This is a genomic window from Bifidobacterium sp. ESL1118 (genome assembly GCF_058505595.1).
Genome location: NZ_CP196371.1, coordinates 493,719 through 517,747 on the forward strand (window position 1 = coordinate 493,719; position 24,029 = coordinate 517,747).

Consider the following 24,029-nt stretch of genomic DNA (forward strand, 5'->3'; position numbering starts at 1 on the left):
TCCAATTTTGTTCAGTGGGCATTTTCCGAGCTGCTTATGGATATTTTGAATTTCAAATCGTTGGGATTCCGCCATTTTGAGGTTTCGATTTGCCGATTGTTTTGAGAAATGTGCTCACTGAATGAATGGATTGGGCTGTGAGCTCGGTTCATACCATTTGACGGCCTTGATTTGGTGGTATTCGCTTGACGGCACATAGTTGTTTTTGTTGTGTGCGACTCACGGTAGACTTGGGATTGTCTGGGAGCATGAGCCCAGCCCCTTCTACCTAAGGAACTGTATGCCGAATTTATCGTTACGGGATTTTGTTACCAATCTGCCCAAAGCCGAACTTCACGTGCACATAGAAGGTACGCTGGAGCCCGAGCTCAAACTCAAACTGGCAAAGCGTAATGGCATAAGCCTGCCTCAGCAAAGTGTGGAGGAGATTCGCTCCACCTATCGGTTCAACGACCTGGCCTCGTTCTTGGCCGTGTATTACTCCGGAATGGAGGTACTGCGCGAAGAGCAGGATTTCTACGATCTCATGGCGGCCTACCTGCAGCGAGCCAAGGCCGATGGAGTCAAGCATGCCGAGATCTTCTTCGATCCCCAGGCCCACACCAGCCGTGGCGTTGCCTTCAAAACCGTGATCGACGGCCTCACCCGGGCCATCGACGATTTCGATGGGGTGGATGCTCAGCTCGTCATGTGCTTCCTACGCGATTTCTCCAAGGAATCCGCCCGGCGCACTCTGCTGGAGGCCGAGCCCTACCGTGATCGAATTTTGGGTCTGGGTCTTGATTCGGACGAGCATCATAACCCTCCGATCAAGTTCATGCGCCAGTTCGCGGACGGTGTGGCCCAGGGGTATCGCACCACGATGCACTGCGACATCGACCAGGTGGATTCCATAGACCACATCAAGCAGGCGCTCGAAATCATCGAGGTCGAGCGCATCGACCATGGCACCAACATTGTGGAGGATTCCGATCTGGTCGAGTATGCCAAGAACAAGGGTGTGGGCCTAACCTGCTGCCCGATGTCCAATGCCTTCGTAAGCCCCGATTCGAAGGCCAGTGAGATTCGCGGGTTGTTGCATCATGGCCTTGCGGTGAGTATCAACTCAGATGATCCTGCATACTTCGGTGGATACATCGCCGACAACTATCTCATGCTGGGGCGGGACTGTGGATTCTCTCGTGAGGAACTGGTCCAGGCGGCTCGTAACTCCTTTGAAACATCGTGGATTGACGAGGCTCAAAAGGCGGCGTATATGCGTCAGGTCGATGAGTTCACGGCTAGCTGATGTTCTCTGAGGCACCTGAGAAGATGTCGTAAATATCTGGCATAATAGCGAAGGTTGTGTCTGGAGGGGAGACCCACTAGCACAGCACAGCAATATCGGTGGCGGGAGGAGACCGTGCCGCGTTTGCGCGAGGGTAGTCGGATTGACTGTGTCGGTCTGATTGGCTTTGCAAGGCGCTGTAGGGCGACCGAATGTACCGCACGACAAAGAAAGAGGTATTTTATGCCTGCTAAGAAAAAGAAAGTAACTGCGCTGATCAAGCTGCAGATCGAGGCTGGCAAAGCCAACCCCGCACCGCCGTTGGGCCCGGCTTTGGGCTCCCATGGCGTGAACATCATGGACTTCTGCAAGGCGTACAACGACGCCACGAAGGACAAGATGGGCCAGGTCATCCCTGTTGAGATCACCGTCTATGAGGATCGTTCCTTCACCTTCATCACCAAGACCCCGCCTGCCGTCACGCTGCTCAAGGCGGCTGCCGGCATCAAGAAGGGCACCGACAACCCGCTGACCACCAAGGTCGGCTCCGTCACCAAAGCTCAGGTTCGCGAGATTGCCGAGACCAAGATGGCTGACCTTTCCGCGCGCGACGTGGAGGCTGGCATGAAGATCATCGAGGGCACCGCCCGCTCTATGGGCCTGACGGTAAGCGACTGAGGGGAGTCAAGCAGATGGCTAAGAAACATTCAAAAGCGTATCGTGAAGCGGCCGAAAAGGTCGATTTCAGCAATCTGTACACCGCTGCCGAGGCCATTGCTCTCTTGAAGAGCATGCCCAAGCGCGGCTTCGATGAGACCGTAGAGGCCACCTATCACCTGAACGTGGATCCGCGTAAGGCCGATCAGCTTGTCCGTGGTGTGGTGAACCTGCCCAATGGCACCGGCAAGACCGCCAAGGTGCTCGTGTTCGCTCGCGGCCCAAAGGCCGCCGAGGCGACCGAGGCCGGCGCCGACCTCGTTGGCGACGACGACATGGTGGCCAAGGTGCAGGGTGGTTTCCTGGACTTCGACGCTGTGGTGGCCACGCCTGACATGATGGGCAAGGTCGGTCGTTTGGGCCGTGTGCTTGGCCCTCGTGGCCTTATGCCCAACCCCAAGACCGGCACCGTGACCATGGATGTGGCCAAGGCAGTGGCGGACATCAAGGGCGGCAAGATTGACTTCCGCGTCGACAAGGACGGCAATCTGTCGTTCATCATCGGCAAGAAGTCATTTGACGAGAAAGCCCTCACGGAGAATTTCCAGGCTGTGGCCGATGAGATCAAGCGTCTGCGTCCTTCCACCATCAAAGGTCGTTATATCCTCAATGCCACGTTGAGTTCCACTATGGGGCCGGGTGTGCCGCTGGATATTGCGCTGCTCTCCTGAGCCAGGGTTAGTCCACGGGACTCCCGCAGAAACAGACTGAATGGTCGGTTTCTGCGGGAGCCTTTGTATACGCTACATATTGCGACATTAAGTGTCGCAATATGTAGCGCTTTCACCGATTCGTGGCAGATTGGGCCGCGAGGTAGTCGACGATTGGGACTTACGCGGTTCGAGCTGGTTCGTGCTGCACCATGAGGTGAATATCTAGCTGGCGTCATGCATCCTGCCCAAGGCGATGCCCACACGCAGAACGAAGGCTTCGCGCGGGTCATTGGCGTCCCAGCCGGTGGACTCCAACGTTTTCTTCAGCCGGTACCGCACCGTGTTGGGGTGCACGTTGAGCTCCCTGGCGGTGGCATCCAGTGAGCCGCCGAACTCAAGGAACGTGGATACCGTTTCAAGCATGGTGTCGTCGTATGGGGCTGGAGCCGTTTCTGGGAGAGAAGCGTGGGCAGGGAAACCTGTTGTTGGGTGGGCCGTATCGCCGATATGACGTTTGGCGCTGGCGGAAGCTGGAAAGTGTTCTCCCTCGTCGGTGTTGCCATCGAAGTTGGTGTTACCTCCCCGCAGCAATGACATATAGACTGTTTCATACAGTTCCTTACGTGCCGATTCATCGCCCAGCAGGGCACGTTCGGGGAGCACGTCGTCGCTGTGAAGCGGGCGAGGCAAAGGTCTTAAAGCAGGTGCGGACTGCATTGCGTACAGGGTGGCGCTGATGCTTTGGCAGGCACCATACGTTCCTGCGCGTACGGGCCCTAAACAGACTGGTTCGTTGGTGTGCAAGGTTTTCAACACTGAAGTACAGGTCACCTCCGGCGTTGCGGCCCCTTCCACCACAATAAGAGCCACGCATAGTCCCTGATGTTGGCCTACAAGGTGGTGCAACCCTCCCAGATCGCGGATTTTGCGTTCAATGGAGGATTTTGCGGTGGCAAATGATGCCTTCGGTGAGCCGGCGATGCAGAAGCAGTCAAAGCGATCAGGCCAACCCAGAGTGTGGAGCAATGCCGTCACTCTGGTGTCATGAAGCCCGGAAACCAGGCATTCGAAGGCCACGGTCTGTAGACGTTCTTCATCTAGTATCGACAGAGTCGTTGTTTTTTTGAGGCTTGATGCGTCGGATGTGTCTGTGGGGTCCCATGCATCAAGCCCTTCTGTAGCATCTTCGTTCTTTTTCGTGCCCGATACGTCTTTCCGTGCTGCAGATTTCGCGGGGTCTTGCACATCCCGCGGCGCTTTTTGCAACACGAGGCTAAGAAAATCGTTCGGTTTGTCAACGCTCATGCTTTCAGTGTAGTCTTTCCTTGAATGAGTCCATTTGGCCCCTGGGTTCCGATGAGTGGCGCGACCCTCTTGGCGAAGTCGGTTTTGCCAACGAATCGATAGCTATAGGGCTAGTTGCCATGCAATTGCCTCTGCGTGTTGTATTGGTTGAATGAATCGGTGGTCGAGGCGCAGCCGGCAAAAATGGGCAGCCGTGTACTGGTCTGGAAGTCGAAAACCATAGCTACGTCAATGATGTTCAGCTTCTCGTCAAGACGCCAGATTGGTTGGTGGTGCGGTTGCGGTGGTGTTGCCTGGAAGATTTTCAATTGTGTGAGCCGCTCGGCCATCACGTGATTCCAATACAAAAGTGAGTGCCACAAATCCAAAAACGAATACAACAGGGAGCATATGGCGTTCAAAGTTGTTGGCCGGGGAAGTGATCATCACTCCCATGAGCAGCAGTAGGGGCATGTGGCATGCCACCGACCGCCAGCGCCGTTGCACGACTTCGGCCGCGCCAATCAGCAATGTGAGGATGACGTACAGATTGCCATGGAACAGCCATCCGAGAACAGGAATTGATCCTATTGCGTTGGCCTTTGCCGCCACGTTCTTGCGCCACCCTGGTAGCCAGCCCGAGATCCATGTGGTGGCGTTTGCAATTTGTGAATTGGAAATGTAATACGTCATGTCCACATATGGGGGGTCGGTGACATCAAAGTATCCGTAGCTTTTTGCCAGCAACGCATCGGTCGCAATGATTGGGTTGGCCTTGACGATCTGAAGCCACGCCGAATTAAATTGTGCCATATCGGATTTCGTAACGGTTCTCCAGCGGTAGCTCACCTTCTTCGATTGAATCCCAGAGGATTTCACCGGGTCGGCATCCTGCTGGGAATAGGCTTCGGCCATTTGGTCGAGATTGAAGATGGGTTCAAGCTTTTTCCTTGCGGACTGTGGTATGCCGTTTGGGTTGAGCTTAGCCACCCGGGCAATCTGCTGCAGCTGGATTCCGTGGCTCTCGATGGCGTCTCCGCTGATGACGGCGCCGCTCGAAAAAGCAAGATTCAAGGCCCCTTCGAATACCATCACCGGCAGCAGCAATGCGATGATGTACGTTTTCCAATGCCTGACACTTACCAGCAACAGCATGATGATTTGAAACAGAATGATGTATACGGCGTATTTGGAGCTGAACAGCATAATGAGCGTAGAGATCGTGAGTGCAGCCACGGAACTGGTTCTGATGTGGCGTTCCGTCTTGGCATTTGCGCAGATCTCGGCATTGACGGAAAACCACCAGGCAAAGGCAAAGGCGAACAGTGGTGACTTGGTCAGCGATATTGTCGAAAATTGAACGATGGGGCATAAAAGCAAAAACGCGATGATAAGGAAACGAGGCAGTGCCCCGACCTGTATCTTCGGATTCCCGTTGTGTTGGTCCCAGGGCCTATTGAAGAAGCGGTTGGCGCAGGACGATAGGCAGAATGCGGCAAACAGAAATTGGCAGGCGGACAATACGATGATGCCTAAATCATTGGAGCCTGTCAGGTAACGGGACATGGAGGCAACTGAACCGTAGACTAGTGTCAGTACGATGTTGTGCTGATCGGTGAGGTAGGTGGGATGTGCAGGCCACATATAGTGGGCGGTAGGGTAGATGTCCATTGGAACAAAGGAAAAGAATCCGATGTAGGGCTGCTTCTGACCCATCCACTGATTCCAAGCCCAACTGAACTCACGGAACTGGCTTCTGAGGTCTGCGCCGAATGCGGTCAGCAGGGTGGTGGGCACCCAGAGCCAGCCGATCACGAAGATGAGCATGAGATTCCAGGAACGATTGGTGGAGCGCAATACTGCGGCTTGCGTGATTTCCGGCAGTCGGTGCAGTTTGGGCTTCCATGCCATGCAGCCTTTGCGCACTGCGGTCCATAGCCGTCCTGCCATAGACCGGAAGCCGTGGTTTTTCTCCCCACTCGTTTGGTTTTCTAAAGGGGAATCGGTCTTTTCGTCAGTTGGGATCTTTGTGTTGGGAAAAGTCTCGGCATCGTTTGTGGCCACAACATGTTGGGCATCGATCTGCGCCGCATGTTGATAGGCGTTCCATGCGGCGGCGACCCTGTGCCCCTGAGCCTTGAGCCACGATGGGAAGCGAGAAGGGCTGCGCGCGAACTGTGTCAATGCATAGACGATGGCCAGATAGATCAGAAAGGACGAAATGAGTATGAGTGCGTTGTTTCCCGAAAAGTCGATGATGGTTGCAGCCTTGGGATTGAACTCAAACTGACGGTACAGCGGCCCGATGGCTGTACATGCCGCCAACCAAAGGCAGGCGGCGACAACGAGAGCCCATCGCAAAGTTGAACCCAGCTTCGAAGCTTTCGGATGGTTCTTGTTGGATGGCTCCTGCGAGGATGCGGTGCGCGAAGTCCCTGAATCATCCATCTCCCCACTGGGTGGGGTGCTTGATACGGAAATTCGCTTTGCGTTGTTCATGCTTTGGATTTTACCTTGGACTCTCCACACGGTGTGAACAATCTGGCTTCGCTGCTCGATAAAATGGATGGCAATGGGGTATACCCTAAGAATAACATCTCGTGTAAGATGAACGTGGTTCATTTGTCGTAGGGCTTCACCTGAATAGTGGTGATTGACACGGATTACTGTGCGAACGCATGAAGCATGAGAATCGTCTTGCATGGATGTCTCGTGTTCTGTTCGTGCAGAAATCGGTTGGCGTTGAACGTGTTGTTGGGGAAACGAGAAGGGCGAGGTATCGGTTTGTTCGCTAAACACAGAGTCGGCACCGTTGCCCAAACCAAGAGCCTCACTGATTTCACGTTTGATGAGATGGTCTATAGCGGTGAAGGCGCGGAGGCATTGCGTCGCAAACGCAATGCAACGATTATCCAGTGGCTTATCGTGCTGTGTGTGTTGGCCGCCGCGGCTTCGTTGCTGTGGATACCGGCTGTGCAACTGGTGAGTGCGCATAAAGAAAGCACGCAGGTCGAGGCTTCGCAGAACCGTATGGCCAAGTGGCCTCAGGGGCAGATAGCCAAGGAATACAATCGGGCCCAGACGTATAACGAATCGATTGCAAAATCCGGCCAACCTGTGCTCGGTGAGTTCACCGACCCATTTGCCGGCGGCAATGGCTCAGGCTCGAAGTCGAAGGTTAAGCCGGCCTCCGAAACCGATAAGGAATACCAGTCGTTGCTCAATGATGGATATGGGGTCATGGGCATCATCCGCATTCCAAGTATCTCAGTGCGTATGCCTATTTATCATGGAACGTCGGACGAGGTGCTCGAAAAGGGGGCCGGGCATCTCTATGGCACGAGTCTTCCCGTTGGCGGAGCCTCGACGAACGCTGTTTTGAGCGGCCATCGCGGCTTGCCCAGCGCATTGCTCTTCACCCGCTTGGACGAGCTGAGGAAAGGCAACATCTTCTATGTGCAGACCCTTGGCAGGACGTTGGGCTATCGTGTCGAATCCATTCATGTCATTCAGCCCGAAGACACGCATCTCTATAAAATCGTACCTGGTCGCGATCTGGTGACATTGATGACGTGCACGCCATATGGTGTCAACACCCAGCGTCTGGTCATCACCGGCACTCGCCAGAGCATTCCTGACCCGATTCCCAATCCAAATGATGCCAAAGGCGATCCCTTGATTACCGCCATTGTGGTAAGTCTGTGCCTTCTGGTGCCTGGCCTGCTCTGGGTAAAGTTGAGGAGATACGGTTTACTTCGGGCTCGTCATGCCTCTGGCGGTATTCCCACCATGAGATTCGGGAGCAGCCAGAGCTAGGAGGCCCTCTGGCGTTGCGTTGGCGGCATTAACGGGTACGGGCCTAATCTAGGAGTTTGCGTTAACGTTGTTTTCTGCGCGTTTCTATTATTATCTGACTGTATTCGTTAGTAGTGTGATTTTTAGTGCAAAAGTGCCAATAGGGTGAAGTGAAATTTAGGATGATATTTGGAAGGCTGCTGGTAGGCTTTTACTGTTTATCTTTTAAGATTGTATTAATGTCCCTCATAAGTTGGTATAGTTGAAGGAATCTATCGATATTTATAAGAGCGGAAATGAGTGTAGTCAAATGAATGACTCAAAACGTCTTAGGCACGCACCTCTTTTGAGCTCGGAATGTGTGCTTCGCTGGAATGGGGATGGCGTTGATGCCAATCGTGAGGTCAGCATCATATGCGATTTCATTCGTGCCGACGAGCATTTTTCTGATGTGGAGTTTGAGCGATTAGTATCGCAAAATGAATTAGACACGGTTGCGAAAAATCGGTCTGTGTATTGTGTCCATTATAAATTCGGTGACAGTCGGTATGTTCTTTCGTTTGGCTGGACGGGCGCAACAATAGTCTGCGATGACTCGTATCAGGATTGGAAGGATTTTTCCACTGAGCTAATGTATTGCTTCGAAAAAGTTCTTAATCCATACCTTCAAAAAATCGACAAGGAGGTGGATGCCTGCCAATTGCGTTATGTCGATGCTTTTCGGGGAACGGCTCTTGACGGGAAGACGCCGACCGATTTCATCCAACACGATTTGAACATCAATGTAGATTTTCCTAAAAACGTCAGTGCTGCCTTGAAACCCGAGAAAGGGTCATCGTTCTTTGTACAATACTTAGTGCCACTTGATGAATCACGTCAGGTTGAAGTCGCTTTGGGAGATGCATTAGTTCCACCGGATGATGCCGCAGCGGTTTTAGACATCACAGTGGTCCAAAAGCCGGTAGCGGTTTCCATGAGTCTTAAAGAAGTATTGGAAGGGCTTCATTCGATAGCTGATACTTTGTTCTTCGAAATAATCAAGCCGATAGCAAGTCGATGTGAATGATGGAGAAGCGATGAATGTATACGAAGGGATTAAGAAGATTGCCCCGTTCTCGGCGGGTGTTTCCCCGTACGAAGTGACTCCATTGTTGGGCGCGTCGGCTGATTTCATACAGCATCACACTATTGAGGAAGGCGTGGAGCGGTATCGTTCTGTTCTGAGCAATGACACCGATTATGGCACAGCAATAAAGAGGAAGGCAAAAGACAGAGTCACCGATGACGTTCTTGATTTGTTGTCTCTGGATGATACTGAGAAGCCGACAAACGATTCCATGAAATCGGCGTTTGCTGCTATTGACCTTATGCCATTGAGAGTTTTGGAACACGTACAAGTGTGGCCAACTGATAATTGCACCATTGAGTTTGGCGTGCATGTCAACAATGGTAATGATTTTGTGCTTGAGGCCAGCAACCGTGGAATTTCCGGTGTTGTAACCATAGATGGGGACGATCACACTATAAAATGCACTGATACTATGCAGGAAACTGCGGCCTTGTTAGAATCTTTTTCTCATCGAATTGCGCGATAGAGGTTCCTAATGACAGCGGATGGCACTATAGCTGAGTGCGAGACGGTGGCCCGCTTCATACGTGACCCGGGATCGTTCTCCTCTGCGCGCAAGAAGGCACAGTCAAAAGGTGAAAGTTTAGATTTGAGTATTTCAGAGATTGTTCCTTTCAGACTATTTCGTCCAAGAACCGGCGAATCTGTGACATCGCTGATTAGAGAACGATACGGGGAAGAAGATGTACGTACGCATGGCGCTGTAGTCAACGCTGTGGCTCTCGCGGAATTTCGTGTTGCTGATGCGTTGAGCATTGAGGATGCTTCGGGAGAGAAAGCGTTCCGAGTAAATGCCGACCCGCTATATGACTTTCAGTCGCATGCGGTGCTTACGACTCCACACATTGAGGCAGACCGTTTCCCTCATGAGAAGGGCGAGCCTATGGGTGACGGGTTGCGTGCCGAGCTGAAGAGTCTCTATAATCAGTTATATGCTATTTGCAAACCAAAGCCGCCGTTGAGCATGAAGGAATGGGCACTAGTCAGAGTTTGATAAGCTTCGGCTATGGCTTGGACGAATCGTCTAGTAAGATGGAACAAGTATTCAGCTTGCAAAGGATCACTCTTTATGAAAAGAGCTGCTGAATGGACTTTACTTTGAATGATGCATTCTTATCAATCGATGCGTTCAAAGTTGGGTGTATTCAGAATCGAAGCTTGATATCAGTTTTAAAAGGAGAAGTATAATATGCCCGGAGCAAATCTCACTCGTACAGAAGCCGAGACCCGCAAGGCCGTCATCACAGGCCTGGTGAGCTACAAGGTTAGTCTTGACCTGACGCAGGGAGGCAAGAACTTCCCGTCCACATCCACCATCACTTTTGACGCCAAGCCTGGCGAGTCCAGCTTCGCGGACCTCATCGCTGATTCCGTCAGCTCCATCGAGCTCAATGGCGAATTCCTCGACCCGGCGCAATACTTCAAAGACAACCGCATCGAGCTGCCGGCCTTGCAGGAGCACAACACGCTCACGGTAGTCTCCTCCTGTCAGTACTCCACCACCGGCGAGGGACTGCATCGCAGTGTTGACCCCACCGACGGCAACGTGTATCTCTACTCCCAGTTCGAAGTGCCGGACGCCCGCCGCGTCTATGCAGTGTTCGACCAGCCCGACATCAAGGCCACGTTTGACTTCGATGTGAAGGCACCTGCCTCCTGGATCGTCACCTCCAATATGCCGGTGGCGTCCACCGCAGATCTATCCGACATGACTGCCGAGGGCACGCTGGAAAGCCACCCCGCCGAGGCCACCAGGCACTGGGTGTTCGAGACCACGCCCACCATGAGCTCCTACCTAACTGCCATCTGCGCAGGCCCCTACGCTCAATGGCACACCGAGTATGCCAATGAAGATGGCCGCACCGTGCCAATGGCCCAGTATTGCCGTCAGTCGCTCGCCAAGGACTTCGCCAAAGACGCCGACTACCTCTTCGACATTACCAAGAAGGGCTTCGCCTTCTATGCCAAGACCTGGGGTGTGCCCTATCCGTACGCCAAATTCGACCAGATCTATGTGCCTGAATACAACGCTGGTGCCATGGAGAACATTGGCATGGTCACCATCCGCGATTCCTACGTCTTTGGCTCCAAGGTCACCGATGCGCTCGCGGAGCGCCGCGTGGTGACCGTCCTGCATGAGCTGGCCCACATGTGGTTCGGCGATTTGGTGACCATGAAGTGGTGGAACGACCTGTGGCTCAACGAGTCCTTCGCCGAGTTCATGTCGTCCCTTTCCACCGCTGAGGCCACGGAATGGAAAGATTCCTGGGCCACCTTTACCTCCGGAGAGAAGAGCTGGGCGCTGGTGCAAGACCAGATGCCCACAACGCACCCAATTGTGGCACCAATCAATGATCTGCACGACACCGAGGTGAACTTCGACGGCATCACCTACGCCAAAGGCGCTTCCGTCTTGAAGCAGCTTGTTGCCTATGTGGGGCGTGGGCAGTTCTTCAAGGGCATCAATAGCTACTTGAACAAGTACAAGTATTCCAATGCCACACTTTCCGATTTGCTTGCCGAACTGGAGGCCGCCAGCGGTCGTGACCTCAAGACCTGGAGCAAGGAATGGCTTGAGGAGTCCGGCATCAACACCATTGCCGCGGAGGTGATGACCAATCTGGACGGCGAGATCACGAAATTCACGCTCACACAAACAGCTCCGGCAGAACATCCGGTGCTGCGTTCCCACCACATGGCCATCGGCTTCTACAATTTGGATCAGACATCCGGCAAGGTGGTGCGCACCGATCGCTTTGAGCTGAACGTTGCTGAGGAAACCACCGAAGTGAGCCAGCTTGTGGGTCAGAAGCGTCCGGATTTCATCATGATCAACGACGATGACCTCACCTATGCCAAGCTGCGTTTTGACGACGAATCCCGCGACTTCGCGGAGCAGAACCTCGACAAGTTCAGTGATGCCCTGGCGCGAGCCGTGGTCTGGCTTTCCTTCTGGGACATGACCCGTGACGGTGAGTTCGAAGCTGAGAAGTTCGTGGATCTGAGCCTTAGTATGCTCTCCACCGAGCATGAGTCCACCACGTTCCGCTATGCTCTTTCTAGCTTGGAGACCACAGCCAAGCTGTATGTGGCGCCTGGGCGGCGTGAGGCGGTGGCAAAGCACGTGGCCCAGGGTCTCTGGGATCTTGCCAACGCCGCCGAGCCAGGCAGCGACGAGCAGTTCCAACTGGTCGGCGCCTATCTGAACTATGGCGAGGAGGGCGATGCCCCGTTCATCTCGAATGTGCGCGGTCTGCTTGACGGCACATTGAAGCTGCGCGGCCTTCAGATCGACAACAACCTGCGTTGGCAGCTCATCACCGCGCTCGCCTGTGTCGGTGCCGTTGACGGTGATGGAATCGATGCCGAGCTCAAGGCGGCCGACACCACTGCCAACCGCGAATTCGCCTACAAGGCCCGTGCGGTCATGCCCACTGCCGAAGCCAAGGACTGGGCATGGCAACAGGCCATCTACAACACCGACCTCACCAACTCGCAGCTTGAAGCTGCCGCGACAGGCTTCGGCGCAACGGCCAAGGGCGATTTGGGTGAGCCGTATGTTGACAAGTATTTCGACACCGTGGATTGGATCTGGAAGAACCGCACCTTCCATATGGCCGAATCGCTGCTTACCGATCTCTACCCGACGTATGCCGATGCCACGCAGCTCGTGCGCGTTGGCGATGCGTGGCTGAACTCCCATGGCGATGCTGACCGCGCGCTGCGCAGCCTGATCATCCAGAATGTGGATGGTTCGCGTCGCGCCCTTGAGGTGAGTGCTGCCAATGCGCAGTGTGCGTGAGGTTCTGCTGGTCTGATGCATCGGCCTGCCTGATGGGCTGACCGTTTGAGATGCAGAGGGCAATTATTGAGTGAAGTGATGATCTCTCAGCGGTTTTTGAAGTATCGGAACAGCTGCGATTGCCTGATGAAGGCATCACAGGTCGCCGCCCCCAATATCATTCCCGCGAATATGGCGCACGGGGTTCGTGCTGCCGCCAGCAGAACCGCATACGGATCCGCCGGTGAAAGACGTGTAATGGCTGCAATGAAGCTGATTGCGGCTATGTTGCCTGCTCCTGCCCATACTGCAGTCTCCAAGACGATGGTGAGCATCTGTTCGTGTTTGCACTGTCCGACGTGCAACGCACCGGCGTATTCCAGTCTTCTGCGTTGCACGGCCACGAATCCTATGGCGGCACTGAGGGCGATGCCCAGTAGAGGGGTCCAACGGGTCAGTCGATTGCCGTATGCCGCCGAGGCGTTGTAGTGGGTGTCTATTCCTCTGTTGAGGGCGGTGATGCCACTGGTCGGCCTTGCCGGATGCTGCGGCACCTACGCGGGCCGTTGAATACAGCAAATCGTCTGTCTGGGCGGAGATTGGCCATTGCTTGGCCCAGCATTCCTTGAAGCCGTCGTCGCTGCCGGAGACGGGTGTGATGAGCGCATACGCGGCTCTGGTGTCCCTTCCGTCGTTCGGCCAGGTGAACACTCCCGCCACCTGCACGTCTCTAAGGTTCGTCTCCAGCTTACTGCCCTGTTGCAGTCCGAAGTCGCGGGCAAGGTCGTGAGAGACCCAGATGCCCGATGCGTCCATGGCCTGCGAGGCATTAGATACGGCTGAATCGTTCGGTCGCTGGGTCAGGAAGGCGAGGAATCCGGAGGTTACTTCATACGAGGTAACGTCTTTGCCTGGCGTGGACTTCACAGTGATCTGTGGCCCCTCGCGTAGTGCGCCGGCCATGCTTGGCCCGTTCGATGCTGCGGTGAGGTCGTCGCATGCGCTGCCGTCAATGCCCGGAGCGATCATGGCCTTCACATCGGCTTGGGCGCTGATTCTTGTGCTGGCATCACGCTCAAGGTCGATGACCGACAGTGCCTCATACCCGCCGAGCAAAGTTCCGCCGAGGAGCACAATTGCCATCATGGTCAGTGCGTGGGTAGTGCCGCCCGCAAGGTTTCTCCAGGCTTCGGAGCAGATTGACTTCAGGCGCATATTGTGGCCCGTCTTCTATGGCTGCCAGCATAGACGCTGGGTCTGCATTCTCGCTGCCAGAGGCATACTCGGTGAGGTCGATGACCTGCTGGCAGGCGTCTCGCGTATCGTGGTCATGCGTGGCCACCACCACGATCATTCCCTGCCCGGCAAGGTTGCCCAGCACGGCGTTGACGCTGTGGGCGGTGCGGGTGTCGAGCTGCGCCGTCGGCTCGTCCACCAGCAGCATGTCCGGCTGCGAGCAGACCGCTCTGGCTAGCATGAGCCGTTGTGCCTCCCCGCCCGATAGATCGCTGAATCGTCACTCCGCTATGGATTTCAAGCCGAACATGCCCAGCACATCCAAAGCCTGGGGCTCTGCCTGGAAGCGGGTCAGGCCCTTGGCCAGCAACGGGAAGACGACGTGGTCGAGGGCGCTGCGCTCAGAGACGCCGTATGGGTTTTGAAACACCCATCCAATGCGTGCCACATCGGTTCGTTCGATGGACCCATACGCCGGGGACTCCATGCCGGTGAGCAGAGAAAGCAACGTGGATTTCTCGCAGCCGCTTGCACCGCATACCGCAACGGTCTGGCCGGGTTCGAAGGTGAAGTCCAGATGCTCGAAGAGCACGTCAGTGCCGGGGAAGCGATGGCCGAGGTCACGAGCTGTCACTTGCATGATACTGCCTTGAGGGAGCTGCCAATGGCCACGGATTTGATGGCGGAGACGCTTGCACCGCCACGCCCCTCAACTAGGCTCGCGCCCAGTTGCGAGCCGACGATGGTGACGGGAATCGGCTTCCTGTCATCCGCCTTCACGATGCACCCCTTGCTTCCGGAGACGTCAATCACGGCTGCCGCAGGCACTCGTAAGGCTTTGACCGGCTTGGTCAGGCTCAGTGTGGCGTCGAAACCGGCTGCCCGGTCTCCTTCGGCGATGCCTGCAAAGTCGCTTGTGCCTCCCACAGCAGCGCAGAACGCCGCGTCTTGGGTCGAGGTGGCGCCGGGCTCCAAGGTGGTGCTTTGGCCGAAGGCGCTGAGCGTCTGCTGCTGGTTCGAGGCCCTGCCGCCTTTGATGGAGAGCTTGGCTATGCCTCCGGGCACGGTGCCGATGGGAGAGCCCTCCTGCACGTTGGCGCCTTCCTCCGCTTGCCAGTCGGTGATTGACACCTGCGGCGAGGGAATCCACAACGTGTCGGCCAGGTCGAAGGAGCCGTCCGAAGGATTGCCTGCGTTTGCCATCAGCTGCTTCCAGCCTGCACTGGTGGCCCCGGTGTATGAGGTGCTGCCAGGGGATGTGTTGTAGCCCAAGCGGTTGAGCTCATCGTTGAGTGCCTGCACATCGCCGTGTCTCCGCTCTTGAGTGACCGATACAAGGGCGAGGCAGTGTTGAGCGAGACAATGGTGCGGCCATTGATGCCCAGTGTGGGCGCGCCGTCCTTCAGTGAGCCGTTGGCTAGGTTCTTGGTGACGGTGCCCGAGGCGTTGGAGAGAATCTGTCGTTTCGCACTCATGGTGGGGATGAGGGTCACCTGCGCCTGCCCGGAGTACTCTTCGGTGCGCACGGGTGCGCTGGTGATTTCCTTGGCTGGCGCCAATGAGGATGGTGGCCGGTCGGGCAGCGCCAGCGCGCATATGCCGGCGGTCAGCGCAATCACGACGATGACAATGAGCAGCACCCAAGAGAGAGGAACGGCGCACAGACGGCGCTTTGGCCGCTGGTGGTTTGCGTCGTTGCTCTCGTTGTCGGTATCTCCGGCGTCACGTTTCATCTTGTTACTCTCTGTCTTAATCTATGGTTTCATAGGGCTCATCAGTGTAAAATACATAAGAGTCGTTGGCTAGCATACATTCACGTATTTGTGGATTTCTTTGGTTAAAAGAGGTATGTTCCTTATTTTTTCCTTGTTGAAATCTGCCACGGAATAGCTTTTGGGTACAAGATTCTCGCGGTGGAAGCAGTCCACGATGCCATCCGCCTGATTCGAGTAGAGGTTTTGATTGCCTATTTGAGCTTTGTAGACATCGTCAATGTAGTAAACGTAAGTGTTGCCGCATTGATCTCGGTCGTCCAGATACTTTTGTTCCTTGAACTTATCTGTACCTTGTTTGTAGGCGGCTTCCGTGTAAAGTCCGTTGGGGAACTTCTGAAGAATGATGTGATGGTGGCCATGGTCTGCCATGCACTGCTTGTAACTGGACCAAGCCTGTTCATATTGGGAAGCCGAGATGCGTCCCTTCTTCTGTGCTTGTTTGAGAATTGTTGCCTGGTAGTCGGAGATGTCGTTCCTTGAGACATTTTCGTCGATCAGGGCTTGAAGCGACGATGCCGCTTTGAGATTGCTCCCTGCAGGTGGTATATCGGGGGATTGCGAATTGTCTTCTGTCTTCTTCGGCATGGATTGTGACGATGAAGAAGACTGGCCCTGGTCGTTTGGTTTCCTATCACCGGTCGAATTCCCGCATGCGCCGACTCTACAGCCAACGCTGTGATGGTGAGCGCCACGGTGACAAGCCGTTGCAGATGTTGACAAGTCCTGTTTTTCGCCATTGATCGGGTGCCTTCTCATCTTTGAAGGCAACTTTGCTGCCTTAATCTTCACTGACCGTGTATTTAGCATAACGCCATTGATCTGATACTGTCAATTTCCCGAGGCCTCCGATTGCATGGCTGCTCTAGGTGCCCCCATGGGTAAAATGAACTTAGTTTTATTGTCTCTAAAGTGCTTGGAGTTTTATTATGCCAGATATGTTTGGTACTGATGGTGTCAGAGGTCTTGCGAACCGAGATCTTACAGCGCGTCTGGCGCTGGATTTGGGGGATGCCGCGGTACGCGTATTGGGTGATAGCTCAGGCACGGATGAGGAGCATCGCGAAGGTCGCAGGCGTGCGATCATTGGCCGTGACACCAGGGTTTCGGGTGATTTCCTGTCTTCGGCGCTTGCCGCAGGAATGAGCGCAGGCGGCTTTGACGTGATTGATGCGGGTATTATTCCCACTCCAGGCGTGGCATACCTTACTTCGGCGCTCAATGTGGATATGGGCGCCGTCATCTCCGCCTCCCACAATCCTATGCCCGACAACGGCATCAAGTTCTTTGCACGCGGCGGGTTTAAACTGCCGGATAGCAAGGAAGATGAGATCGAGGCTGTTCTTGGGGCTGATTGGCCTCGTCCGACGGGTGCCGGAGTGGGTCGCGTGAGCCGCGATATGAGCTCCGCCACCAATATGTATATCGATCACTTGGTCTCTTCGATTGCACCCGTGGCCCCCGATAAGACTCAGCCCAAGCCGTTGCGAGGCCTTAAGATCGTGGCCGATTGTGCCAATGGCGCCACCTCCGTGGTGGCACCCGAGGCCCTGCGTAGGGCCGGAGCCGAGGTACTGGTCATCAATGCCAGCCCCGACGGTTATAACATCAATCAGAAGGCGGGAAGCACACATCCTGAGCAGTTGCAGGCCATGGTCAAGGCCACGGACGCAGTGATGGGCGTGGCCTTCGACGGAGACGCCGACCGATGCCTGGCTGTGGACGAAGACGGCACCATGGTCAACGGCGACCAAGTGATGGGCATCCTGGCCCGTGCCAAGAAGCGCGAAGGCAAGCTTAACCACGACACGTTGGTGGTCACGGTGATGAGCAACCTCGGCTTGAAGCTGGCGCTTAAGGATATGGGTATTGCCACAGTGCAAACGGCCGTGGGAGACCGGTATGTGCTTGAGGAGATGCTCAAGGGCGACTATTCGCTCGGCGGCGAGCAGTCGGGCCATGTGATCAACCGTGAGTTCGCCACCACAGGCGACGGTACGCTCACCGCGCTCACGCTGTGCATGGAAGTGGTCAAGAGTGGCAAATCGCTTAAGGAACTTGCCGCAGACTTCCCTCAGCTTCCGCAGAAGCTCATCAATGTGCCCAACGTAGACAAGAAGGCTGCGGCCACGAACGCCAAGGTTCAGGCCGCGGTTGAGAAGGAAGAGAGACTGCTTGGCACCACCGGCCGTGTGCTGCTGCGCGCTTCCGGCACCGAGCCGTTGGTGCGCGTGATGACCGAAGCCGAGACACAAGCCCAGGCTGATGAGGTGTGCGCACGCCTCGCGGACGTTGTAGCACAGGAGTTGGCACTGTAATGTTTTCGCGTCGTACCAAAGTCAATAACGAACTCAACCGCGCTGTCGAGCAGCTTGTGAAAAGCGGCGGCAAGGAAGGTATTCTGCCGATTGTGCAGATGGGCGAACCCGTGCTTCGTGAGCATGCCCTGCCATACGATGGCCAGCTCGGCCATAAGACGTTCCTTAAGCTGATTGATGCCATGCGTTCCACCATGCTTGAGGCTCCAGGGGTGGGTCTTGCGGCTCCTCAAATAGGCTTGGGGCTGGCGTTTGCCGTGGTGGAGGACCATGCTCGTGGGGGAGATGCCGAGGATCCGCGTGAGGTCGCTGAATTCCCGTTCCATGCCATCGTAAATCCTTCGTACACACCGGTCGGCACCAGATCTAGCTGCTTCTATGAGGGCTGCCTAAGCTTTGCGGGGTATCAGGCAGTGCGTCGTCGGTGGCTTGACATCATCGCCCGCTGGCAGGATGTGGATGGCAACAACCATGAGGAACGTCTGCACGGATGGCCTGCACGCATCTTCCAGCATGAGACCGACCATTTAAGTGGTGAGATCTACATCGATCGCGCCGAGATTCGTTCGCTCAGCACGGATGAGAACCTATCCGATTACTGGGCTGATGATCCGATTCCGGTTCAAGCCGCGGCTCAACTCGGGTTCTCCATCGCATGAGTCATTGGGCGAGCAGTTTGCAGGGCCTGCAACGGCCTCTGCGACCGGTGGACTGAATCATTGAGCGCCGCATTGCATCAGCTATATTTCGCACGCTGATGCAATGCGGCGCTCAATGCTACTGTGCGTTGTGTTGCGCAGTGCTGAGGTCCCAGGGCCGGTCAGGCACGGCGTTCAGTCGCCGAGGCAGATGTGGTTCTTCCTCGCATCGTTGAGCACGGCTGTACAGATGGACACCGATGGGTCCAGGTAGGGTATCAACGTGGACTGGAAGGCATGGTACACATCCGACTTGCCAGGCCATACCGTTCCGATCACCTTGTTGTCGGCGTCGAGTTGGTGGAACCAGGAGCCGTTTTTGTGGTCGATGAGGTATTCGTCGGTGTATTGTGCGAGCCGTTCGTACCAATTGCTGTATTTGACGTCACCCGTCACTCTGGCCAGTGTGGAGGAGGTGTTCATGCCTTCGGCCAGCGTCCAGTGCATGCGGTCGGTCACAACGGGATGGCCCTCCCAATCGGTGGTGTACACCAGACCGGGCTTGCCGCCGTTGTCGCAGCCGTCGGCGACGGCACGGTTGAAGAGCTGTTCGGCGGCCTCGATGTAGGGCTGGGCCAACGCCCGGTTCTTGAAGTAGCTCAGCGCCCACTGGCAGATGAGCCGCGCCCACTCGATGCCATGGCCTGGAGTGGCACCGTAGGGCTTGAACTGGTCATCCTTTTTGTCGGCGTTGAATTCGAAGTCGGGATTCCAGTTCTCGTCGAAGTGCTCGGGGATGCGCCAGTTGTTGTTCTTGGCCCATGCCACAACCTGCCTGACAATGCGACCTGCGCGTTCGCGGTACGTGTTGTCGCCCGTGGCGTCGGCCACACCTAGGAAGGCCTCTGTGGTGTGCATGTTGGCGTTGAGCCCGCGGTATGTGTCGAGCTTGGAGAACGAGGTGTCCCAAGTGTCTACGGCCAGGCCGTGTTCGTCGTCCCAGAAGTATTTGTCATATGTCTCCAGTGCCTCATCGAGCAATGCTTTGGCACCAGGCCGGTCTGCAAGATAGGCCGATGTGGCGGCGATGATGACGAAGGCGTGGGTGTAGCAGACCTTGCCGGGCTCGGGGGTGCCATCGGCCTGTATGGAGGGGTGCCAGCCTCCGTTTCTGTCGTCGTGAAGGATCCCGTTGAGGCCGCGCAGGCCCTCGTCTGCCAAGTGCCCTGCGCCAGGGTACCCCATGATTGAGGCGATGGAATAGACGTGCGTCATGCGCCCGGTGATCCAGGTTTGGATGCCGTGTGAGGGATCCACTGTTCCGTTGCTGTTCAGCCAGCCCGACCCACCTTCCGGCACGGGGAAGTTCCGTCCGAAGTCAAGCAGATTCTTGGTCTGGTTTGCCAGGAATATACGGTTTGACTGAGTTCCTAAGCGATATTTGGGATTGTCTTTCATGTTTCTCCTTTGGCTGATATCAAAACAACGATAACTAAAACGGTTTAGTTTATAGATTTCATTGTATTCCGCCATACGTCCGACGTGCCGACGTCACTGCAACGAAGCCTGCGCATTGCGTCATGTGTGACGGTCCGTGCCTCCAACTCAGCATATTCGTTGGTCTTGGAACTGCACGCCGGAAGCATGGGTGGCGAGCGGTTTCAAAGCTTGGCCGATATTACTTCGCCTGTGCCAGATAATCCGTGATCTGTTCGGGGTATTGCGGCCATGCACCGGGCTGGGTGCATACGAAGGCCGACGTGTTGACCGCAGTCTTGTGGGCTTCCAACAATCCGGCCCCTTGAAGGATTTTGGCGGTGAATGCGCCTGAGAAGGCGTCTCCTGCACCCACCGTGTCGTCCACCTCCACGCGTGGGGTGATGAGGGTTGATTTTTCGCCGCTCTTGGAGACGATGGTGCTGAAGGTGGCGCCGCCGGTCAGAATCACGTAGTCCAGGTTGTAGTGGTCGATGAACCATTGGCAGGCGTTTTCGTCACTGGTTCCGGCGATGCCGAACATATCGCGTAGCAGTAGCAGCTCGGAATCATTGAGTTTGAAGACGGTGGCTGCGCCGAGCAGCTCCTCGATGGTCTTCTTGGAGTAGAAGTTACCTCGGATGTTGATGTCGAAGAACTTCATGGCACCCGGTTTGGTGTGCTTGAGCAGCTCCATGATGGTCTCGTGGGATTCGGGGGCACGCACCGCAAGCGTTCCGAAGCACACCGCATCGGCCTGTTGGGTCAGTTCGATGATTTTGCGGGTGAGTGGGATGTGGTCCCAAGCCACGCCTTTGACGATGGTGTATTCAGGGATGCCGTTTTCCAGAGACACTGCAACGGTGCCGGTGGGCCAGGCGTTACGCTCTACGATGCCTTTGATGCCTGCATTCTGAGTGGCCTCCAGCAGCTCGTCACCAAGCTCGTCTTCGCCCAGGGCGCTGATGGCATAGCCGTCGCATCCATTCTTCATGGCATGGTAGATGAAATTCGTGGGGGCACCTCCTGCACGCTTGCCTGTGGGCAGCATGTCCCAAAGCAGTTCTCCCATGGAAAGCACGATAGGTTGTGGCATTATGGTTCCTTTCAGTTGTGCGGATTGGGTTTCCAATCCGCTGTTCTAGAATTGTTCGGTTTGGTTGGGGAATGTGAGGAATCCCCACTATTTCGTATGGTTGGATGATTTACGTGCTATTTGGTAGCCGCTTGCCGGGCAGAAATCTAGAAGGATTGTCGAGGAACGCTGTGATGGCCACCGCTGCGGCACCGCTTACCGTGGCATCGGTGGGCAATGCGGACAGTTCGATGCTGGTGGACTCGTAGATTTCGGGAATGACACGCTCGCGAGCCACTGTGCGTACTGTGTCGAGCATCCGCGGGCCGGCGTGCGAAAGGATATCGCCAAGAATGATGCGCCTGGGATTGTAGGCATTGATGATGGTGACACAGCCGTAGCCGATGTAACGGGCCACTTGGTCTATGATGTTCTTGGCGTGGAAATGCATGGGACGTTCCGAGTCCTTGGCATCGGCGAACAGGCGCTCGCAGGCCTGACGGTGGGAAAGCCCCTCGATTCCGGGGTAATTCTGCTCTTGCATGATGTGATGGGTGGCCACCGCCGAGCAGTATTGTTCCAGGCAACCTCTGTTGCCGCATTCACATGGCTTGCCGTTGACATCGATGCTCACGTGCCCGAGCTCGGCCGCTGTGCCAAGGTGGCCGTCGACGAGCCTGCCGTCTTCAATGACGCCGAGACCTACGCCTTCGCCGAGCAAGTAGTAAGCCAGGTTTGCCCGGGCGTCACGGTCATCTGGTTCGTTGCCTTCATCCGATTTGTGGTCGGCGCTGGGTCTGCGTTCGTCTGTTTCGACCGAAGCCGTCGCGAGAGGCTGTCTGGGATTCGGACTGTGGGTATCCGCGTGCATCTCGAACAGACTTTCAGCCAGTGCACCCGCACGCGCATCCTGCTCGATGAACACTGGTACGGAAAAGCTGGTTTCGAACTCCTTGCGAAAGTTCACCTTGCGCCAACTGTTCATCGACGAGACCACGGCGGTTCTACCCTCCGCATGTAGGTAAGGTCCAGGCACGGCCATGCCGATGGCCGCGACATATGGATCTTGATCGATCAGCGAGACGATGTCTTGGTGAAGCGCGTCCAAGGATGCATCGATGGTGCTTTCCGTCACTGTGGGGAGGTCTTTCAACGAAAGCTGGTTGCCGTCTAGGTCGAACGTGCCGATCTGCAACAGGCTTCGGGCGAATTTGACTCCGATGACATGGAAGGAATCGCTGCAAAGCCGTAATCCCACCGATCTGCCGGACCGATTTGAATGAGCAAGGGTTCGCTTGGCTCCCTCATGTGTGGGTGTCGACGATTCTGACCGCATCCTGGTTTCGGTGATGATTCCGTCATCAATCAGTTTGGCGGTGATCTTCGTGATGGCGGCTGGGGTCAGATTGAGCGCGCGCGCTATCTGCGCCCTTGAGCTAATGCCATTGTGGTAAAGGTAATGCAGTATATGTGACCGATTCGACTCCGAAAGAGTGGCTTGGGAGAGGGTGTGCGTGGTGGATGGCATCGGTACCTCCTCGTTCCCATTTCTACGATGATATGTTTTCGTGTTCAACTATATATTAACAGCGTTAACATACTTATGCAGTCAATGGGTTTGCGGCGTGTCGCATGGGCGTCGCTTCCAGTGGCCGCTGCAGTTTATCCATATAGAGTGTCGAGCTGAAGGTCGAAGGTTGCTGAAGCCGGACCAATCTATGCCAAGGCATCGTGGTCCCTCGTACGGCCTGCCAAAGCTGCTCCAATGGCTCCGATCGGCTTGCCGATTGGAGCCAGATGGATGCGGTCGTCCAAATGGGTTGAGACGAGGAAGGCACTGTCTTTGGCCCTTTTTCTGAGCGTCTCCTTGAGGTGAAGTAGCAAGGGGGTGCCGGTACGGGCTGCGCCGCCGCCGATGATGATGCTCGAAGGATCGATGCACAGTCCGACAATGATGATGGCAGTGGTCTGTGCGTCCAGCACCATCGCCAGTACCTCCTTGGCATGATTGTTGCCTGCGTCGGCTTTGTCTATGAGATCAGGTAGTGCCGGGCCTTCCGCATTGGGCCAGAGTCGTTGGATTGCGCCTCCTGAGGCCACGGTTTCCAGACATCCGTGCTGTCCGCATGCACACGGCAGCTGGTGTGGTTCCACCGGAATGTGTCCGACCTCTCCACAGATGCCGGTATCGCCGTGCACGATGGTTCCGTTGTGTATCACACCGGCAGCGAGACCGGTGCCCAGATTGATGAATACCGTGGTCTCGTCGGTCTCGATATTGCCAGTGGAAGTAAGGTGGGAGGCCCCGAGTGCGGCCACGTTGACATCGTTTTCGACCTTTACCGTTGTCCCATTGAGACCTTGGGTCACGGCTGGTCCCAAAGCAAGTTCCTCGATGTCGAGATTGACGGCGCTGTACACGGTGCCGGTGGCCGAGTCGATTTGTCCTGGAATGCCGATACCCACCGAATAGCTTCCGGTGCCAAGCGGTTCGGTGATGTGGCGTACGCTCTCTATGATGTCGTTCACTACGGCTTCGTTGCCGCGTCTTGCCGGAATCCGATGGGTTCCGAGGACTCCTCCCTCTGCGCTGAGAAGCACCGTTTCGATTTTGGTGCCTCCGATGTCGACTCCGACGAGATACCGGTTGGCAGCTGGGCCTTCAGCTGACTGATATGGTTGGGGTGTTGTTGAAACCATGGAACTTGACTTCCTTTACTGATTCCGGTTGTGCAGTGGTCGTTGCTGTGCCGATGCTCTGTGGCAGTTGAATGCTGATGTACTCTATTGTAACTTTTGTAAGCGATATATACAAATTGATTGAAACGATACGTTACGTCTTGATTAACTATGCCTAGTATAGTTATTTAATTAGTAATTATATGCAC

Annotated in this window: 20 protein-coding genes and 1 pseudogene; 10 read left to right on the forward strand and 11 right to left on the reverse strand. The window is 55.5% G+C overall.

What is annotated here, in order from left to right; translation table 11 throughout:
* Positions 1-280: 280 nt before the first annotated feature.
* The 3 genes from add to rplA all read left to right on the forward strand — a co-directional run bounded on the left by add (position 281) and on the right by rplA (position 2,655).
* Positions 281-1,288: an adenosine deaminase gene (gene add, locus ACSYSS_RS01950; RefSeq protein ID WP_491703827.1), complete on the forward strand. Its 1,008-nt coding sequence runs from the start codon at positions 281-283 to the stop codon at positions 1,286-1,288.
* Between the two features lie 222 nt (positions 1,289-1,510).
* Complete coding sequence (rplK, locus tag ACSYSS_RS01955) at positions 1,511-1,945, forward strand: 50S ribosomal protein L11 (protein WP_491703828.1); 435 nt, start codon at positions 1,511-1,513, stop codon at positions 1,943-1,945.
* Positions 1,946-1,959: 14 nt separating this feature from the next.
* A complete protein-coding gene (gene rplA / locus ACSYSS_RS01960; RefSeq protein WP_491703829.1) occupies positions 1,960-2,655 on the forward strand; it encodes a 50S ribosomal protein L1 in 696 nt (231 codons plus the stop codon).
* A 204-nt stretch (positions 2,656-2,859) separates the two neighbouring features.
* On the opposite strand, the gene ACSYSS_RS01965 is transcribed toward rplA, so the two are convergent.
* Together ACSYSS_RS01965 and ACSYSS_RS01970 are read right to left on the reverse strand one after the other, a co-directional pair.
* Positions 2,860-3,942 (reverse strand): PucR family transcriptional regulator, encoded by a 1,083-nt coding sequence (locus ACSYSS_RS01965; RefSeq protein ID WP_491703830.1) that lies wholly within the window; start codon positions 3,940-3,942, stop codon positions 2,860-2,862.
* A gap of 249 nt (positions 3,943-4,191) precedes the next feature.
* Positions 4,192-6,420, reverse strand: coding sequence for a DUF6020 family protein (locus ACSYSS_RS01970; RefSeq protein ID WP_491703831.1), 2,229 nt, complete (start codon positions 6,418-6,420; stop codon positions 4,192-4,194).
* 285 nt (positions 6,421-6,705) lie between these two features.
* Here ACSYSS_RS01970 and ACSYSS_RS01975 point away from each other — a divergent pair, with 285 nt between their 5' ends.
* The 5 genes from ACSYSS_RS01975 (at position 6,706) to pepN (ending at position 12,647) form a co-directional block, all read left to right on the forward strand.
* Positions 6,706-7,737 (forward strand): class C sortase, encoded by a 1,032-nt coding sequence (locus ACSYSS_RS01975; RefSeq protein ID WP_491703832.1) that lies wholly within the window; start codon positions 6,706-6,708, stop codon positions 7,735-7,737.
* Between the two features lie 289 nt (positions 7,738-8,026).
* Positions 8,027-8,782 (forward strand): TIGR04255 family protein, encoded by a 756-nt coding sequence (locus ACSYSS_RS01980; RefSeq protein ID WP_491703833.1) that lies wholly within the window; start codon positions 8,027-8,029, stop codon positions 8,780-8,782.
* Positions 8,775-9,311 carry a hypothetical protein gene (locus ACSYSS_RS01985; protein ID WP_491703834.1) on the forward strand — a complete coding sequence of 179 codons (537 nt, stop codon included), beginning with the start codon at positions 8,775-8,777 and terminating at the stop codon, positions 9,309-9,311. The genes ACSYSS_RS01980 and ACSYSS_RS01985 overlap by 8 nt, the downstream gene beginning before the upstream one ends.
* A 9-nt stretch (positions 9,312-9,320) precedes the next feature.
* Positions 9,321-9,839, forward strand: a complete 519-nt coding sequence (locus ACSYSS_RS01990; RefSeq protein WP_491703835.1) for a hypothetical protein — start codon at positions 9,321-9,323, stop codon at positions 9,837-9,839.
* Between the two features lie 195 nt (positions 9,840-10,034).
* A complete protein-coding gene (pepN, locus tag ACSYSS_RS01995) occupies positions 10,035-12,647 on the forward strand; it encodes an aminopeptidase N (protein ID WP_491703836.1) in 2,613 nt (870 codons plus the stop codon).
* Between the two features lie 135 nt (positions 12,648-12,782).
* Here the strand turns inward: pepN and ACSYSS_RS02000 are convergent, their stop codons facing one another.
* The 5 genes and pseudogenes from ACSYSS_RS02000 to ACSYSS_RS02020 form a co-directional block, all read right to left on the reverse strand.
* Positions 12,783-13,772: a hypothetical protein gene (locus tag ACSYSS_RS02000; RefSeq protein ID WP_491703837.1), complete on the reverse strand. Its 990-nt coding sequence runs from the start codon at positions 13,770-13,772 to the stop codon at positions 12,783-12,785.
* Positions 13,726-14,502, reverse strand: a pseudogene (locus tag ACSYSS_RS02005) (ABC transporter ATP-binding protein). Before ACSYSS_RS02005 ends, ACSYSS_RS02000 begins: the two are co-directional and overlap by 47 nt.
* Positions 14,493-15,164, reverse strand: a complete 672-nt coding sequence (locus tag ACSYSS_RS02010; RefSeq protein ID WP_491703838.1) for a hypothetical protein — start codon at positions 15,162-15,164, stop codon at positions 14,493-14,495. The pseudogene ACSYSS_RS02005 and the gene ACSYSS_RS02010 overlap by 10 nt, the downstream one beginning before the upstream one ends.
* Entirely contained in the window at positions 15,065-15,595 is a 531-nt protein-coding gene (locus ACSYSS_RS02015; RefSeq protein ID WP_491703839.1) for a hypothetical protein, read from the reverse strand. Before ACSYSS_RS02015 ends, ACSYSS_RS02010 begins: the two co-directional genes overlap by 100 nt.
* Before the next feature lie 69 nt (positions 15,596-15,664).
* Entirely contained in the window at positions 15,665-16,222 is a 558-nt protein-coding gene (locus tag ACSYSS_RS02020) for a hypothetical protein (RefSeq protein WP_491703840.1), read from the reverse strand.
* A gap of 341 nt (positions 16,223-16,563) precedes the next feature.
* Here ACSYSS_RS02020 and glmM point away from each other — a divergent pair, with 341 nt between their 5' ends.
* Positions 16,564-17,952: a phosphoglucosamine mutase gene (gene glmM / locus ACSYSS_RS02025; RefSeq protein WP_491703841.1), complete on the forward strand. Its 1,389-nt coding sequence runs from the start codon at positions 16,564-16,566 to the stop codon at positions 17,950-17,952.
* Positions 17,952-18,611: a peptide deformylase gene (locus ACSYSS_RS02030; protein ID WP_491703842.1), complete on the forward strand. Its 660-nt coding sequence runs from the start codon at positions 17,952-17,954 to the stop codon at positions 18,609-18,611. Before glmM ends, ACSYSS_RS02030 begins: the two co-directional genes overlap by 1 nt.
* A gap of 174 nt (positions 18,612-18,785) precedes the next feature.
* On the opposite strand, the gene ACSYSS_RS02035 is transcribed toward ACSYSS_RS02030, so the two are convergent.
* The 4 genes from ACSYSS_RS02035 to ACSYSS_RS02050 form a co-directional block, all read right to left on the reverse strand.
* Complete coding sequence (locus tag ACSYSS_RS02035) at positions 18,786-20,048, reverse strand: AGE family epimerase/isomerase (RefSeq protein WP_491703843.1); 1,263 nt, start codon at positions 20,046-20,048, stop codon at positions 18,786-18,788.
* A 220-nt stretch (positions 20,049-20,268) separates the two neighbouring features.
* The gene (locus ACSYSS_RS02040; protein ID WP_491703844.1) at positions 20,269-21,162 is read right to left on the reverse strand and encodes a carbohydrate kinase family protein; all 894 of its coding nucleotides are present in this window, start codon (positions 21,160-21,162) and stop codon (positions 20,269-20,271) included.
* 109 nt (positions 21,163-21,271) lie between these two features.
* Positions 21,272-22,669: an ROK family transcriptional regulator gene (locus ACSYSS_RS02045; protein WP_491703845.1), complete on the reverse strand. Its 1,398-nt coding sequence runs from the start codon at positions 22,667-22,669 to the stop codon at positions 21,272-21,274.
* A 188-nt stretch (positions 22,670-22,857) separates the two neighbouring features.
* Positions 22,858-23,841 (reverse strand): ROK family protein, encoded by a 984-nt coding sequence (locus tag ACSYSS_RS02050; RefSeq protein WP_491703846.1) that lies wholly within the window; start codon positions 23,839-23,841, stop codon positions 22,858-22,860.
* Positions 23,842-24,029: the final 188 nt, after the last annotated feature.

Bases quoted from the DNA above. Each gene is read 5' to 3' on its own strand.
- add (WP_491703827.1), top strand. From the start codon at position 281: ATGCCGAATTTATCGTTACGGGATTTTGTTACCAATCTGCCCAAAGCC.
- rplK (WP_491703828.1), top strand. From the start codon at position 1,511: ATGCCTGCTAAGAAAAAGAAAGTAACTGCGCTGATCAAGCTGCAGATC.
- rplA (WP_491703829.1), top strand. From the start codon at position 1,960: ATGGCTAAGAAACATTCAAAAGCGTATCGTGAAGCGGCCGAAAAGGTC.
- ACSYSS_RS01965 (WP_491703830.1), bottom strand. From the start codon at position 3,942: ATGAGCGTTGACAAACCGAACGATTTTCTTAGCCTCGTGTTGCAAAAA.
- ACSYSS_RS01970 (WP_491703831.1), bottom strand. From the start codon at position 6,420: ATGAACAACGCAAAGCGAATTTCCGTATCAAGCACCCCACCCAGTGGG.
- ACSYSS_RS01980 (WP_491703833.1), top strand. From the start codon at position 8,027: ATGAATGACTCAAAACGTCTTAGGCACGCACCTCTTTTGAGCTCGGAA.
- ACSYSS_RS01990 (WP_491703835.1), top strand. From the start codon at position 9,321: ATGACAGCGGATGGCACTATAGCTGAGTGCGAGACGGTGGCCCGCTTC.
- pepN (WP_491703836.1), top strand. From the start codon at position 10,035: ATGCCCGGAGCAAATCTCACTCGTACAGAAGCCGAGACCCGCAAGGCC.
- ACSYSS_RS02000 (WP_491703837.1), bottom strand. From the start codon at position 13,772: ATGATGGCAATTGTGCTCCTCGGCGGAACTTTGCTCGGCGGGTATGAG.
- ACSYSS_RS02015 (WP_491703839.1), bottom strand. From the start codon at position 15,595: ATGAAACGTGACGCCGGAGATACCGACAACGAGAGCAACGACGCAAAC.
- ACSYSS_RS02020 (WP_491703840.1), bottom strand. From the start codon at position 16,222: ATGCCGAAGAAGACAGAAGACAATTCGCAATCCCCCGATATACCACCT.
- glmM (WP_491703841.1), top strand. From the start codon at position 16,564: ATGCCAGATATGTTTGGTACTGATGGTGTCAGAGGTCTTGCGAACCGA.
- ACSYSS_RS02030 (WP_491703842.1), top strand. From the start codon at position 17,952: ATGTTTTCGCGTCGTACCAAAGTCAATAACGAACTCAACCGCGCTGTC.
- ACSYSS_RS02035 (WP_491703843.1), bottom strand. From the start codon at position 20,048: ATGAAAGACAATCCCAAATATCGCTTAGGAACTCAGTCAAACCGTATA.
- ACSYSS_RS02040 (WP_491703844.1), bottom strand. From the start codon at position 21,162: ATGCCACAACCTATCGTGCTTTCCATGGGAGAACTGCTTTGGGACATG.
- ACSYSS_RS02045 (WP_491703845.1), bottom strand. From the start codon at position 22,669: ATGCCATCCACCACGCACACCCTCTCCCAAGCCACTCTTTCGGAGTCG.
- ACSYSS_RS02050 (WP_491703846.1), bottom strand. From the start codon at position 23,841: ATGGTTTCAACAACACCCCAACCATATCAGTCAGCTGAAGGCCCAGCT.